This is a genomic window from Bradyrhizobium amphicarpaeae, from assembly GCF_002266435.3.
Taxonomy (GTDB): Bacteria; Pseudomonadota; Alphaproteobacteria; order Rhizobiales; family Xanthobacteraceae; genus Bradyrhizobium; species Bradyrhizobium amphicarpaeae.
This window is the reverse complement of the sequence record NZ_CP029426.2, coordinates 739,715-754,634: the sequence shown is the minus strand read 5'-3', so window position 1 is coordinate 754,634 and position 14,920 is coordinate 739,715. Positions and strand designations below refer to the sequence as shown.

At 64.2% G+C, this 14,920-nt stretch carries 11 protein-coding genes; 5 read left to right on the top strand and 6 right to left on the bottom strand.

Annotated features, from left to right (window positions below; all coding sequences use genetic code 11):
• Positions 1-8: 8 nt before the first annotated feature.
• Positions 9-1,745, top strand: a complete 1,737-nt coding sequence (locus CIT40_RS03705) for an ABC transporter permease (RefSeq protein WP_094890854.1) — start codon at positions 9-11, stop codon at positions 1,743-1,745.
• Positions 1,746-1,760: 15 nt separating this feature from the next.
• Positions 1,761-3,071, top strand: coding sequence for an ABC transporter ATP-binding protein (locus CIT40_RS03700; RefSeq protein ID WP_094890855.1), 1,311 nt, complete (start codon positions 1,761-1,763; stop codon positions 3,069-3,071).
• A 32-nt stretch (positions 3,072-3,103) separates the two neighbouring features.
• Here the strand turns inward: CIT40_RS03700 and CIT40_RS03695 are convergent, their stop codons facing one another.
• Positions 3,104-5,179 carry a methyl-accepting chemotaxis protein gene (locus CIT40_RS03695; RefSeq protein WP_094890856.1) on the bottom strand — a complete coding sequence of 692 codons (2,076 nt, stop codon included), beginning with the start codon at positions 5,177-5,179 and terminating at the stop codon, positions 3,104-3,106.
• Between the two features lie 240 nt (positions 5,180-5,419).
• Here CIT40_RS03695 and CIT40_RS03690 point away from each other — a divergent pair, with 240 nt between their 5' ends.
• A complete protein-coding gene (locus CIT40_RS03690) occupies positions 5,420-6,715 on the top strand; it encodes a hemolysin family protein (protein WP_094890857.1) in 1,296 nt (431 codons plus the stop codon).
• Positions 6,716-6,748: 33 nt separating this feature from the next.
• On the opposite strand, the gene CIT40_RS03685 is transcribed toward CIT40_RS03690, so the two are convergent.
• The 3 genes from CIT40_RS03685 to CIT40_RS03675 all read right to left on the bottom strand — a co-directional run bounded on the left by CIT40_RS03685 (position 6,749) and on the right by CIT40_RS03675 (position 9,959).
• The gene (locus tag CIT40_RS03685; RefSeq protein WP_094890858.1) at positions 6,749-6,988 is read right to left on the bottom strand and encodes a PilZ domain-containing protein; all 240 of its coding nucleotides are present in this window, start codon (positions 6,986-6,988) and stop codon (positions 6,749-6,751) included.
• A 104-nt stretch (positions 6,989-7,092) separates the two neighbouring features.
• Positions 7,093-8,805: an FMN-binding glutamate synthase family protein gene (locus CIT40_RS03680; protein ID WP_193550901.1), complete on the bottom strand. Its 1,713-nt coding sequence runs from the start codon at positions 8,803-8,805 to the stop codon at positions 7,093-7,095.
• A gap of 380 nt (positions 8,806-9,185) precedes the next feature.
• Positions 9,186-9,959 carry a ferredoxin--NADP reductase gene (locus CIT40_RS03675; protein WP_091959787.1) on the bottom strand — a complete coding sequence of 258 codons (774 nt, stop codon included), beginning with the start codon at positions 9,957-9,959 and terminating at the stop codon, positions 9,186-9,188.
• Between the two features lie 385 nt (positions 9,960-10,344).
• Here CIT40_RS03675 and CIT40_RS03670 point away from each other — a divergent pair, with 385 nt between their 5' ends.
• Positions 10,345-11,160: an ATP-grasp domain-containing protein gene (locus tag CIT40_RS03670; protein ID WP_094890859.1), complete on the top strand. Its 816-nt coding sequence runs from the start codon at positions 10,345-10,347 to the stop codon at positions 11,158-11,160.
• A gap of 179 nt (positions 11,161-11,339) precedes the next feature.
• Here CIT40_RS03670 and CIT40_RS03665 read toward each other — a convergent pair whose 3' ends face one another.
• Positions 11,340-12,281 carry an amino acid ABC transporter substrate-binding protein gene (locus CIT40_RS03665; RefSeq protein ID WP_094890860.1) on the bottom strand — a complete coding sequence of 314 codons (942 nt, stop codon included), beginning with the start codon at positions 12,279-12,281 and terminating at the stop codon, positions 11,340-11,342.
• Between the two features lie 9 nt (positions 12,282-12,290).
• On the bottom strand, positions 12,291-13,589 hold the full coding sequence (locus tag CIT40_RS03660) for a dicarboxylate/amino acid:cation symporter (protein WP_094890861.1): 1,299 nt from the start codon (positions 13,587-13,589) through the stop codon (positions 12,291-12,293).
• A 212-nt stretch (positions 13,590-13,801) separates the two neighbouring features.
• Between CIT40_RS03660 and CIT40_RS03655 the strand changes: the two genes are divergently transcribed.
• On the top strand, positions 13,802-14,803 hold the full coding sequence (locus tag CIT40_RS03655) for an NADP-dependent oxidoreductase (protein ID WP_094890862.1): 1,002 nt from the start codon (positions 13,802-13,804) through the stop codon (positions 14,801-14,803).
• Positions 14,804-14,920: the final 117 nt, after the last annotated feature.

Genomic DNA, 14,920 nt, shown 5'->3' with positions numbered 1-14,920 from the left:
CAGGCCGCATGAGACTCCAGGATTTTCGTAGCGCCGCGATCGGGCAGGCGCTACGTCCCAATGTCTGGGACATAGCCGCACTGATCCTGGTCGTCGGCGCCATGGTGCTGATCGTCTATGGCGGCGAGCAGACCACGGCGCCTCTGTCCGACCTCGAGCGCGCGCCGGTGTCGCTCGATCCGTCCCATCTGCCGCTCTATGCGCTACGCACCACGATGCGGATGCTGCTCGCCATCGTCTGCTCGACGATCTTCACTTTCATCTATGCCGCGATCGCCGCAAAAAGCCGGCGCGCCGAAATGGTGATGATCCCGCTGCTCGATATTCTGCAGTCGGTGCCGATCCTCGGCTTCCTCACTTTCACTGTCGTCTTCTTCATGAATCTGTTTCCGGGCCAAGTGCTCGGCGCGGAGCTCGCCTCGGTGCTCGCGATCTTCACCAGCCAGGCCTGGAACATGACGTTCAGCATGTACCAGTCGATGCGCAACGTGCCGAAGGATCTGGAGGAGGCAACGCAAAGCTTCCATCTCTCCGGCTGGCAGCGCTTCTGGCGCCTCGACGTCCCCTTCGCGATGCCCGGCCTGATCTGGAACGCGATGATGTCGATGTCGGGCGGCTGGTTCTTCGTGGTGGCGTCGGAGGCAATCACCGTCGGCAACACCACGGTGACGCTGCCGGGCATCGGCTCCTATGTGGCGATGGCGATCCAGCAGCAGAACCTCTCCGCGATCTTCTACGCGATCCTGGCGATGCTGCTCGTCATCATCGTCTATGACCAACTGCTGTTCCGGCCGATCGTCGCCTGGGCCGACAAATTCCGCTTCGAGCAGACCGCCTCCGGCGAGGCGCCGAGCTCCTGGATGCTCGACCTGTTCCGCCGCACCCGCGCGCTGCGCGCCCTCACGCTTCGCTTCACAGCAGCGAACAGGATGGTCTCGAATTTGCGCATATCGCTGCCTAAGCTGTCTCCTTCGGCAAGCAACAAGCGGAGCCGCCCCTCGCGCCTCGTCGACGCGTTCTGGGTCGCCGTGATCCTCAGCGGCACGGCCTATGCCGCCTGGCTGACCTATCGCTACCTCTCGGCCAGCCTCGACCTGTCCGACGTCTTCATCGCAATCCGCGACGGGATGATCACCCTGCTGCGCGTCATCGTGCTGATCAGCATCGCCACGCTGATCTGGGTGCCGATCGGCGTCTGGATCGGGCTTCGGCCCAAGCTCGCCGAGCGCGTGCAGCCGCTGGCGCAGTTCCTGGCGGCGTTCCCTGCCAATCTCGCGTTCCCCGTCTTCGTCTTCATCATCGTCCACTATCGGTTGAGCGCCAATGTCTGGCTGAGCCCGCTGATGATCCTGGGCACGCAGTGGTACATCCTGTTCAACGTGATCGCGGGTGCGAGCGCGTTCCCGACCGACCTGCGCGAAGCCGCCGGCAGCTTCCACCTCCGGGGATGGCGCTGGTGGTTCAAGGTGATCCTGCCCGGCATTTTCCCCTACTACATCACCGGCGCGATCACGGCGTCCGGCGGCTCGTGGAACGCGTCCATCGTCGCGGAGGTCGCAAGCTGGGGCGAGACGCATTTGCAGGCCACAGGATTGGGAGCCTATATCGCCGCGGCGACGGAGGCAGGCGACTTTCCGCGGGTCGTGCTCGGAATCGCCACGATGTGTATCATGGTGACGCTGTTCAATCGTCTGCTCTGGCGGCCACTCTATGCCTTCGGCGAGCGCCGCCTGCGTCTCGGCTGATGAGGAGGGACAATCATGCTCGACCAGGTAAAGCCATCCGCCCTCGTCGACATCCGCGACGTCTGCCGGTCCTTCCCCAAGGGCAGCGGCGAACAGCTTCTGGTGCTGGACAAGGTCGATCTCACGATCCATTCCGGTGAGATCGTCGGCCTGCTCGGCCGCTCCGGCTCCGGCAAATCGACCCTGCTCCGGATCATCGCTGGCCTCGTCACGCCTTCCTCGGGGAGCGCCACCTGCCGCGGCGAGACCATCGTGGGCCCGCCGAACGGCGTCGCGATGGTGTTCCAGTCGTTTGCACTGTTTCCCTGGCTGACAGTGCTGCAGAATGTCGAACTCGGCCTGGAAGCGCTCGGAATTGATGCCGCCGAGCGCCGCAAGCGCGCACTCGCCGCGATCGACCTGATCGGTCTCGACGGTTTCGAATCGGCCTATCCCAAGGAATTGTCCGGCGGCATGCGCCAGCGCGTTGGCTTCGCCCGTGCGCTGGTGGTGCATCCCGATCTCCTGCTGATGGACGAACCCTTCTCTGCGCTCGACGTGCTCACGGCAGAGACGCTGCGCACCGATTTGATCGATCTCTGGATCGAAGGCCGCCTACCGATCAAGTCGATCCTCATGGTGACGCACAACATCGAGGAAGCGGTCCTGATGTGCGATCGCATCCTGGTGTTCTCGTCCAATCCGGGCCGGGTCGCGACCGAGATCAAGGTCGACCTGAAGCATCCGCGCAACCGGCTCGATCCGTATTTCCGGCAGCTCGTCGACAATATCTACGCGCGCATGACCCAGCGCGCCGAGCCGAGAGCAGCTTCGATAGAGGGCATTCCCGGCACCGGCGTCGGCATGGTCCTGCACCACGTCTCATCCAACGTTCTTTCGGGCCTGATCGAGACGCTGGCCGCGCCGCCCTATCATGGACACGCCGACCTGCCCGTGCTCGCGAGCCAGCTCCAGTTCGAAGCCGACGAGATCATTCATCTCGGCGATTCGCTCCAGCTCCTGCGCTTTGCGCAGCTCAGCGAAGGCGACCTGATGCTCACGGACGCGGGAAAGCGCTTTGCCAATATCGAGACCGACGCACGCAAGAAGCTGTTCGCCGAGCATCTCGTCACCTACGTGCCGGTGATGGGACTGATCCGACGCGTGCTGGACGAGCGTCCTTCGCACACCGCGCCTGCAACCCGATTCCGCAACGAGCTCGAGGACTACATGTCCGAGGAGAATGCGGACGACACGATCAAGACGATCGTGTCCTGGGGCCGCTACGCCGAGCTGTTTGCCTATGATGAGCAGTCGGAGACGTTCAGCCTGGAGAATCCGGGCTGAAGCCGTCATCCTGCACCCGCCGCGACCCGCGATCAGGCCGCGCGGATTGCGTCCAGGAATTTTCCGACCTCGGTCTTGAGACGGCTGCTCTCGCCCGACAATGACCTTGCAGACGCCAGCACATTGGAGGACGCCGAGCCGGTCTGGCTGGCGCCGCGCTGCACGTCGACGATGCTGGCGGAAACCTGCTGGGTGCCGCGCGCGGCCTGCTGCACGTTGCGTGAAATCTCCCGCGTCGCCGCGCCCTGCTCCTCGACCGCCGAGGCGATGGCGGAGGCGATCTCGGACATGCGGGTGATGGTGTCGCCGATCGCCTTGATGGCGCCGACGGACTGCTCCGTGGCGCTTTGAATACCCGTGATCTGCTGGCTGATCTCGCCGGTGGCCTTGGCGGTCTGCTCGGCCAGTGCCTTGACCTCGGAGGCGACGACGGCGAAGCCGCGCCCGGCCTCGCCGGCGCGCGCCGCCTCGATGGTGGCATTGAGAGCCAGAAGATTGGTCTGGCCCGCGATCTGGCTGATGAGCTCGACGACGTCGCCGATCCGCCCCGCGGCCTTGGCGAGCTCCCCGACATGGTCGTTGGTCCGCCCGGCCTGTTGGACCGCCTCGCCGGCGATGCGCGCGGAGTCCTGCACCTGCCGGCTGATCTCGTCGACCGACGAGGCCATCTCCTCGGCCGCCGAAGCGACGGTCTGCACGTTGGTGGAGGCCTGTTCGGAGGCGGCCGCAACGGTTGCGGTGACCTTCTCCGACTGGTCGGCGGTGCTCGTCAGCGTTCCCGCGGACACTTCCAGCTCCGACGAGGCCGATGACACCGTGTTGATGACGTCGCCGATCATGGCTTCGAATTCGCGCGCGATCTGGTCCATGCGCTGGCTGCGCCGGAGCTTCGCCTCGGCTTCGACCGCGGCCGCCTCGTCGGCGGCCTTCTTGGCGAGCAGAGAATCCTTGAAGTGCTGCAGCGAGCCCGCGACCTGGCCGATCTCGTCATTGCGGCCCGTCGCGGGGATCTCGACCTCGTGCTGTCCGGCGGCGAGCGTTCCAATCACGTCCGCGAGCCGGCCGAGCGGCGTCACCACACGCCTGCGCAGCATCATGGTCACGCCACCGAGCGTCCCGAGCAGCGCCAGCACCACCACGGCAGCGAGCGCGAGCATCGCCAGGGCGCCGTCGCGCGCCGCCGAGGCACGGTCGGCCGCTTCGGCCAATGCGGCATCGCGTACGCCGTAGAACATCTGGATGGCCGGCACGATGACCTTCGCCAGCTCATCGGCGTTGACACCGTACTTGCCGTCACCCCTCGCCGCAGGCATCTCCTTTTCGACGACCAGCGCGGCTTTGCCAAAATAGGACTCCGTCGCCGCCTTCAGCGCGGTGGCAATCCGGGGCGGATTGCCGAGCATTTCCATGCCGGCTTCGATACGCTCGCGGTCCGCTTCCACACGTCCCTGCATGCGATCCATCAGCGAGAATTCGGCCGCCACCAGCGGACGGCGTGCCGACAGCGCCGGCGACAGCGTGGCGGCGCGGCTGCCGGCCGAGACGCGCAGATCCTGCGCCGTCCGTGCCAGGCCCAGAAACGCCGCGAGCGAGGAATCGGCATTGACGACCTGTCCCTCGAGCCGGTTCATGATGGGCTCGATATTGCTGATGACCTCGGCAACACCGGGCAGGAAGCCCTTGACCACGGCGCCGTCGCGCTGCGCCAGGGGCACGCTCATCGCGCGATCTGCCGCCGTATAGACGTCCTTGAGCCGACGGGCGGCGCGATCCAGGGTTTCGACCATAGCTGCGCTGCCATCGAGTGCGGTGATGGCGCGCCGGGCGGCCTCGAAGCCGGCATCGGCCGCCTTCGCAGCCTTCCCGGCAGCTTCGCTCTGAGCCTGCGTCGCAACGCCCTCCTGGAAGATGGGAGAGATGTAGGGCGCACGAAGTCCGGCGACGTGCTGGCTGACCGTCAGCATGGCACCAAAGGCATCGACGGTCTTGATCGCGTCGGAGCGGTTCGTGAAGATGCGCGTCTGAGGTATCAGCACCTCGGCGCCGAGGATGACTGCGAAAACTGTCACCGTCAGCATCGACAGCGCGAAAAGTTTCCCGATGCGCATCCTGGGTCCCCTGAATACATTTCTGCAATGTCGAAAACCTAGTCGCCGGCCACTAAGAGGGCGTTAAGCAACGGTCCGTAGTTCCGCGGAGCGCCAGGTTGTCGCGGGAGGGCCCTGGAACGCTACCGCACGCGGTTCCTTGGGCGACAAACGCGCAGAAATGCCAGCACTTCCTCGCCGAATACCTATATCAAGAGCCTGCGCGGCCTTTTGGCCACACTAGCTTACCTCGGAATGTCAATGCTCTCGGTCGAACTCATCATCGTCGTCGTCCTGATCGTCATCAACGGCCTCCTGTCCATGTCGGAGCTGGCCGTGGTTTCGTCCCGCCCGGCGCGGCTGTCGCTGCTCGCCGCCAAGGGCGTGCGCGGCGCCGAGCGGGCGCTGACGCTGGCCGCCGATCCCGGCAAATTCCTCTCGACGGTGCAGATCGGCATTACACTGGTCGGCGTGCTCTCCGGCGCGTTCTCCGGCGCGACGCTCGGGCAGCGGCTGACGCAATGGCTGCTCGAGTTCGGCCTGTCCGCAGGCATTGCCGACATCGTCGGCGTCGGCATCGTCGTCACGCTCATCACCTACGCCACCCTGATCGTCGGCGAGCTGGTGCCGAAACAGGTGGCGCTGCGCGACCCCGAAAGCATCGCGGTCAGGGTCGCGCCCGCCATGCACGTGCTTTCGAAGGTCTCGCTGCCGCTGGTCTTTCTGCTGGATCTTTCGGGCAAGCTGATCCTCACCATGCTCGGCCGCGGCGGCAAGGCGGAGGAGAAGGTCTCGGAGGACGAGATCCATCACCTCGTCAACGAGGCCGAGAGCGCAGGCGTGCTCGAACCCGGTGAGAAGGAGATGATCGCCGGCGTGATGCGGCTCGGCGACCGGCCGGTCGGCGCGGTGATGACGCCGCGCACGGAGGTCGACGAGATCGACCTGAACGACGATCCCGCTGCCATCCAGGAGATCATCGCCAAGAGCCCGCATTCGCGCTTTCCCGTCTCCGACGGCGACCGCGACAAGCCGATCGGCGTGCTCCAGGCCAAGGACCTGCTGGTCGCCTATATGAGCGAACGGACGCCGGATCTGCGCGCGCTCGTGCGCGAGGCGCCCGGCATCCCGGCGTCGGCAGACGCGCGCGACGTGGTGACCATCCTGAAGGCCGCACCGGTTCATGTCGGTTTCGTCTACGACGAATACGGCGGCTTTGAAGGCATGGTGACGGCCGCCGACATCCTCGAATCGATCGTCGGCGCGTTCCATTCGGAGGAGGGACCGCCGGAGCCGGCCTTTGTGAGGCGTGCCGACGATTCGCTCCTGATCGCCGGCTGGATGCCGGTCGACGAATTCGGCGAATTGCTCGGTGTCGAATTGCCGCCGCACCGCTACAATACGGTGGCGGGCCTGGTGCTGCAGCAGTTCAACATGCTGCCCGATACCGGCGACGCCTTCGACTTCGGCGGCTGGCACATCGAGGTGGTCGATCTCGACGGGCGGCGGATCGACAAGATTCTGGCGAGCCGGTTGAGTGAGGTCGAGACGGGGTAGTTCGAGCGCGCTTATGCACGCACCAACTCATCCTCACCCGAACTTCACGCCGATCCGCTTCTCCTTGCGCCAGACCACGGTGCAGGCCAGATGCGTTCCGTCGGCCGGGATGAACAGGGTGAAACGTTCGGGAATTCCGACCGGGCTGGTGACGTCGAGCGCCGCGCCGGTGTCCGAGAAATTGCGGACGGTGCAGTCGATCGCGCCGCCGCCGAACTCGATCGTTCCGGACTTCAGCACACGGTGTCTGGCTTTGTCGCGTCGCTCGTCCATAGGGACAATCTACACCCGAAGCTGACACAGACATTAAGACACGGTGCGCTCGCGATGATTTGTGCCGCCGCAAGACGCGGCGGTATCATGCGGTGGACGCCTCCCTACAGCGCCGGCTGGAACGTGTCGGTCTGCGCCATCCGCCAGGCCTCGCGGAAGCGCGGGTCTTCGGTGCCTTCGAGCAGTTCGCCAGGACGCAGCGCCGGATAGAGCCGCGCGAAGGATTGGACCTGCGTCGTGGACGTCCGTTGGCTGAAGTGAATCGGGCGCAGCTGCTGCGGATGCTCGAGGCCCGCCGCGGCGATCAGCTCGGTCAGCGAATGCAGCGTCGCGTGGTGATAATTGTGCACGCGGTCGATCTTGAGCGGCACGTAAAGCGCTCGCGCACGTGTCGGGTCCTGTGTCGCCACTCCGGTCGGGCAGCGGTCGGTGTGGCAGCTCAACGACTGGATGCAGCCGAGCGAGAACATGAAGCCGCGCGCCGAGTTGCAATAGTCGGCACCGATCGCCATGGCGCGGGCCATGTCGAAGGCGGTCGCGATCTTGCCGGACGCACCGATTTTGATGCGGTCGCGCGCATTGATCCCGATCAGCGCGTTGTGGACGAAATTGACGCCCTCGCGCATCGGCGTGCCCAGATGATCCATGAATTCCAGCGGCGCCGCGCCGGTGCCGCCTTCGTTGCCGTCGACGACGATGAAATCGGGATAGATGCCGGTCTGGAGCATCGCCTTGCAGATCGCCAGGAATTCCCAGGGATGGCCGATGCACAGCTTGAAGCCGGTCGGCTTGCCGCCGGACAGTCGCCGCATCTCGGCGATGAACTGCATCATGCCGACAGGGGTCGAGAACGCGCGGTGCGAGGCCGGCGAGATGCAGTCCTCGCCCATCGCGACGCCGCGGATCTTGGAGATCTCCTCGGAGACCTTCGCCGCCGGCAGCACGCCGCCATGACCCGGCTTGGCGCCCTGACTGACCTTGAGCTCGACCATCTTGATCTGGTCGTCGCCGGCGACGCGCGCGAACGCCTCGGGATCGAAGGTGCCGTCGAGATGACGGCAGCCGAAATAACCTGAGCCGATTTCCCAGATGATGTCGCCGCCCATCTCGCGATGATAGGGGCTGACGCCGCCTTCGCCGGTGTCGTGCGCGAAACCGCCCTTCTTCGCGCCGGCATTGAGCGCGCGCACGGCGTTGGGGCTGAGCGCGCCAAAGCTCATCGCGGAAATGTTGAACACCGAGGCCGAATAGGGCTTCTTGCAGTCGGGCCCGCCGATGCTGATGCGGAACTTCTCCTCGGCATGCGTCTTCGGCGACACCGAGTGATGCATCCACTCGTAGCCCTCGCGGTAGACGTCCTCCTGGGTGCCGAACGGACGCTTGTCGAGCTCCATCTTGGCGCGCTGGTAGACCACCGCGCGGGTGTCGCGCGAGAACGGCATGCCGTCCTTCTCGCTCTCGAAGAAATATTGCCGCATCTCGGGGCGGATCTCTTCGAGCAGGAAGCGGATATGCGCCGAAATCGGATAGTTGCGCAGCACCGCGTGGCTCTTCTGCAAGAGATCGCGGACACCGAGCAGCGTCAGCGCGCCGAAGATCAGGATCGGCACCAGCAGGATGTCGAAGATCTTGCGGTCGGCGATGCCGATGCCGATCAGGAGCGCGGTGACGACCGCGCAGATCGTCAGCACGATGAAGCGCGGCGAGAATGGCAGTAGCAGGGTTTCCATGATCCCCTCCTCCGCCAGCGGCAGGCGCTTGTGGGACGCGTGTTGGGAGGAGTCCTGCGTCTTGGTGTCGTCGGCCACGATTCCCATCCTCTCGCCAGCATGAGGCGGTACGATACGCCTTCGCCTGTCATACGGATATGACGCGGCCCTTGTTTCAGGCTAGCGAATTCGGCCGGGATAAATCAATCAGCCCGATGGGTGGGGTGCGGTGCAGCAAAGAGGCGGGGAGGAAGGATCAGCTGTCGCCACACACGAACGGTGTCGTCCCGGGCAAGCGTAAGCGCAGACCCGGAATCCAGACCGCGTGATATATCGGTCGCAGTTGGTGGCAATACCGAACGGCTGGTCTTCGCCCAACCACGTCCTGGGAGTGTGAATCCCGGATCGGCGCGCGCTCGAGGCGCGCTTGTCCGGGACGACGAGAGAGTGTGCGGCGAAGCCGTCCCGCGCGAGCGGGACAGCGATGCTTACCGCTCGACGAACGCCTTCTCGATCACGAAATGGCCGGGCTTGTTGCCGCTGCCTTCGATGAAGTCGCGGCCTTCGAACATCACCTTCAGCTCTTCGAGCATGCCCGGGCTGCCGCACATCATGATGCGGTCGGTGGCGATGTCGAGGGGCGATTGCCCGATATCGTTGAAGATCTGCTCGGAGTTGATGAGGTCGGTGATGCGGCCGCGATTCCTGAACGGCTCGCGGGTCACGGTCGGGTAGTAGATCAGCTTGTCCGCGAGCAGTTCGCCGAACAGTTCGTCTTCGCGCAAGGAAGCGACCAGCTTCTCGCCATAGGCGAGCTCGGAGACCTGGCGGCAGCCGTGCACCAGCACGATGGACTCGAACTGGTCATAGACCTCGGGGTCCTTGATCAGGCTCGCGAACGGCGCGAGGCCGGTCCCGGTCGAGAGCAGCATCAGCCGCTTGCCGGGAAGCAGATTGTCGGTGATCAGCGTACCGGTCGCCTTGCGGCCGACCAGGATGGTGTCGCCTTCCTTGATCTTCTGCAGGCGCGAGGTCAGCGGGCCGTCCTGCACCTTGATCGAGAAGAACTCGAGCTCTTCCTCGTGGTTGGCGCTCGCCATGCTGTAGGCGCGCAGCAGCGGACGGCCGTCGATCTCGAGGCCGATCATCGCGAACTGGCCGTTCTGGAAACGGAAGCCGGTATCGCGCGTGGCGCGGAAGCTGAACAGCGTGTCGGTCCAGTGCTGGACGGAAAGAACCTTCTCTCGGTAAAACGCGCTCATGATTTTCGATATTCCGAATAATTGCGGTTTTAGGGCAAAAGCGTTGCCCGGCCCTGTAAACCGGGCGGACACCATTGCCATGGCGGAGGATTTCGCGTGTGTGATCTACGCGATTGAGACCAATAATCAACCTCGTTCCAGATGCAATTGATGCCGGTCAAATCGGCATTTGCGGCGGAATTGGTCATATTGTTAATGAATTTGCTGCCGGGCGCGCGCGGCGGGCAATTTCTTTTCCCTGCGGCGTTCGAATGCAGCACTTAATTTCCGTCGCGCTCGCGATAATTTCATTAAGAATAGCTCTGACTTTCACCTCGGTTTGGCGCCGATTCCCGCATTTTTGCGGCTTTTAGCGCCAGGAACGCCTGAAACCCGACAGACGCGTATGGCGACAAGCGACGAGCGAATCTTCGTCCAGGCGATCAGGCGCTATGGCGCGGAGCATGGCATCGCGGTCGAGGTCCGCGCCGGTGGCTGGCTGATCGCGATGCGCCGCGGCGACGAGCGGCGCTTCGCCTTCGGCTACGACATCGGCCTCAACAGCGCCATCGCCCACCGCCTCGCCAACGACAAATCGGCGACATCAGAGGCGCTGGCGCTGGACGGCGTGCCCTGCATTCCGCATCATCTCTTTCTCAACCCGAAGCTTGGCGAGAAGGTCGTTGGCGCCGGCTGGCGTCAGGCGATGATCGCGCTGCTTCACGAAAATCTTCAAGGCGTGGTGGTGAAGCCGAACGAGGGAACGTCGGGGCGCGCGGTGTTCAAGGCGACGACGGAGGCGGAGCTCGACCACGCGGCCGGCGAGGTGTTTTCGATGAGCACGGGGCTCGTCATCTCGCCCTATGTGGCGATCGAGGACGAGGTCCGCGTCGTGCTGCTCGATGGCCTGCCACTCGTCGTCTACAGCAAACAGCGCGGCACGGATTGGCGGCATAATCTCGATGCCGGCGCCAAGCCGGTGTTGCTGGAGGACGGCGAAGTTCGAGCGGCCTGCGTCAAGCTCGCGGCCGATGCCGCGCGCGCCATCGGCATCGCCTTCGCGTCGATCGACGTGGTGCGCGTCGATGGCGAGTGGCGCGTGCTCGAGATCAACTCCGGCGTGATGATGGAGGCGCTGGGGAAGCTGTATCCGCAACTGGTGCAGGCAGCGTATGACGCGGCGCTGGATCGGGTGTTTGGGGAGGTTCAATCAGAGCGCTGATCTATCTTCGTCACCCTGAGGTGCTCGCCTCTTCGGCGAACCTCGAAGGGCGACAGCCCGGCTGCAACAGCGCGGCCGCACATCCTTCGAGGCTCTTCCCGCGATGCATTCGCATCGCGGGCCTCGCACCTCAGGATGACGGGATTTACACCGCCGACTCTTCGACGAACAGCCGCCGCTCAATTACTCGCCCCCGCTGAATCGTCCATCGCCTTGAACGCCTCTTCCAGCTGCAGCGAGATCGGAACGTTCAGACGTTCGCCGGTGGGAAGCCGTGCGGTGAACCATTTGTTGTAGAGCGGGACCAGGTCGCGGTTGGAGCCGAGCTTGCGGAAGGCGCGCTCGACCACGGCCGCGAGCTGCGGCTCGCCCTTTTTGAACATGATGCCGTAGGGGTCGTAGGACAAATAATCGCCGGTGACGCGAAACTTGTCCTGCGCCTTGTGACGCGCGATCAGGCCGGAGAGCAGGATGTCGTCGGTCGCGAACGCATCGGCCTTGCCGTCGGCGAGCATCTGGTAGGATTGCTCGTGGTCGGGAGAGGTGACGATCTTGAGGCCCAGCGAGAATTTCTTGTCCGCCGCCTGGATCGCCTGCTCGTTCGTGGTGCCTTTCGTCACCACGATGGTCTTGCCCTTCAGATCGGCCAGCGCCTGGACGCTGGATGCTTTCGGCACCATCAGCTTAGTGCCGGCGACGAACATCAGCGGCGAGAACGCGACGCGCTTGCCGCGCTCGGCATTGGCGGTGGTCGAGCCGCATTCCAGGTCGATCTTGTTCTGGAGCACGGCGTCGATGCGGTCATCCGAGGTGACCTTGACGTAGTCGATTTTCAAACTGGGATCGTCGACCTCGACGCCGATCTCCTCGACGATGGCCTCGCAGAGCTCGAGGCTGTAGCCGATCGGACGGCCTGACGGGTCGAGGAAGGAGAACGGCGGCGAGCTCTCGCGATAGCCGAGCCGCACGGTGTGCGCTGTCTTGACGGCCGCCAGCGTCGGGCTGAGCCCTTCGCCGCCGGTCTGGGCGAACGCCGAGGTGGCGAACAAGGAGGTCGCGAGCAACGATGCCGCAAGGAGCAAGCCGCCTGAGGTCAGTGACCTCGCCGATATCTGGCCCATGGTTCGCTCCTATCCATGGCCGGCCATCGCGGGCACCTCGCCGGGAATCATGTCATCAGGCACGGCGTCGCCGGGGCCAATCGCATGCTCCGGCCCGAGCTCGCCTTCCCACTTGGCCACGACCGAGGTCGCCAGCGTGTTGCCGATCACGTTGGTGGCGCTGCGGCCCATGTCGAGGAAGGTGTCGATGCCCATGATCATCAACAGGCCGGCCTCGGGGATGTTGAACTGCGACAGCGTCGAGGCGATCACGACCAGCGAGGCGCGCGGCACGCCGGCGACGCCCTTCGAGGTGATCATCAGCGTCGCCAGCATCGCGAGCTGGGTGCCGAGCGGCATGTCGATGTGGTAGCTCTGCGCGATGAAGATACTGGCGAAGGTGCAGTACATCATCGTGCCGTCGAGGTTGAAGGAATAACCGAGCGGCAGCACGAAGCTCGATATCCGCGACGAGGCGCCGAAGCGGTTGAGCCCCTCCAGCGTCTTCGGATACGCCGCCTCCGAGCTTGCGGTGGAGAACGCGATCATCAGGGGTTCGCGGATCAGCTTCAAGAGATGGCTGTAGCGCGGCCCGATCACGATGAAGCCGACGACGACCAGGATGGCCCACAGGATCATCAGCGAGAGATAGAAGCCGCCCATGAAGACGACGAGCTTCCAGAGCACGGCGAGGCCGTTCTTGGCCACCGTCGCGGTGATGGCGGCCCACACCGCGAGCGGGGCGAACAGCATCACGTAGCTCGTCACCTTGAGCATGATGTGGCCGATGTCGTCGATCAGCGCCAGGATCGGCTTTGACCGCTCGGGCATTGCGCCCATTGCCACCGAGAAGAACACCGCAAAGATCACGATCTGCAGGATCTCGTTTTGCGCCATCGCGTCCGCGATCGAGGTCGGGATCAGATGGGTCAGGAACTTCTCGATCGAGAAGGCCGAGACCGGCAGGCCGGTCGATTGGCCCGCCGCAGGCAGCGTGCCGGGGAAATTCGCGCCGGGCTGCAGCAGATTGACCATGATGAGGCCCAGCAGCAGCGAAATGAAGGAGGCGCTGATGAACCAACCCATGGTCTTGGCGAAGATGCGGCCGAGCTTGGAGCCCGATCCCATATGGGCGATGCCGCCGACCAGGGTCGCGAACACCAGCGGCGCGATGATCATCTTGATCAGGCGCAGGAACATCATGGCGATCAGGTTGATGGCAGAGGCCCACTCGCCGCGGGTATCCGGCAGGAAGTTGTAGATCGCCGCCCCCATGACGATCCCGAGCACCATCGCCGCCAGAATGTATTGCGTAAACCTGTTCGACATCGCTTACCCCTACGTACACCGGCGCTTCATGATGTCGCAGATATCACAGCCACGCAACACGCTTTGCGTGTGATCGCGTTTTCAGGATGTTCCCGTTGTGAAATGAAGCGCCGCGCTCTAGCCTTCATGCAGCGCACAACGCACGCGGCCTGCACGTTTTGTTTGCGGCGGCTGCTTCAATAATCGTCAAGACGATCAAAGAGGGAAACGCCATGAGCGGCAACGTCAATCGCCAGATCTTGCTGGTCGAAAAGCCCAGCGGCAAGCTTGGCCCCGAACATTTCAAGATGGTGGAAGGCACAGTGCCGGCGCCAAACGACGGCGAAGCCCTGCTGCGCGTGCGATACATTTCGCTCGACGCCGCCAACCGGGCCTGGATGCATGGCGCGACCTATCGCTCCGCCGTCGAAGCGAACAGCGTGATGGCCGGCGGCGCCATCGCCGAGGTCGTCAGCTCGAAGGCAGAAGGGCTTGCGGCGGGCGACATCGTGTTCGGTGACACCGGCTGGCAGGAGTTTGCCGCGGTGCCGGCAAAGCATCTCACCAAGATGCCGAAGCTCGAGCCGATGACGCATCTGCTCAGCGTGTTCGGCATCGCCGGCCTCACGGCTTATTTCGGCCTGCTGGAGATCGGCAAACCCCGGGAGGGCGAGACCGTCGTCGTTTCCGCGGCTGCGGGCTCGGTCGGCTCGATCGTCGGCCAGATCGCCAGGATCAAGGGGTGCCGCGTGATCGGCATCGCCGGCGGCGCAGATAAATGCAACTGGCTGACCTCCGAGCTCGGCTTCGATGCCGCCGTCGACTACAAGGACGGCGCGGTCTTCAAGGCGCTCCGCGCCGCGGCGCCTGAGGGCATCGACGTCTATTTCGACAATGTCGGCGGCAACATTCTGGAGGCCTGCCTGCCGCAGATGAACAATTACGGCCGCATCGCCTGCTGCGGCGCGATCTCGCAATATGACGGCGCGCCTTCCGCTCACGGTCCGCGCGGCGTGCCGGGTCTGATCGTGGTGAAGCGGCTGGTGATGCAGGGCTTCATCGTGATGGATTACATGAAGGAGAGCCAGCGCGCGCTCGCCGAGCTGCAGGGCTGGGTCAGATCCGGCAGACTGAAGGTGCAGGAAGACATCATCGACGGCCTGGAGAACACGCCGAAGGCGCTGATCGGATTGCTTGCGGGCGAGAATCGCGGCAAGCGGATGGTCAGGCTCTAGCGACGTCGTTACATCGCAATTGCGCGGGCAATATTGACTTGCGGCAGAAGCAGAAGCGGCCAAAGATGCCGCTTCACGCGCCACCACGCGCGACGATTGTTTGCATCACTTTTGACA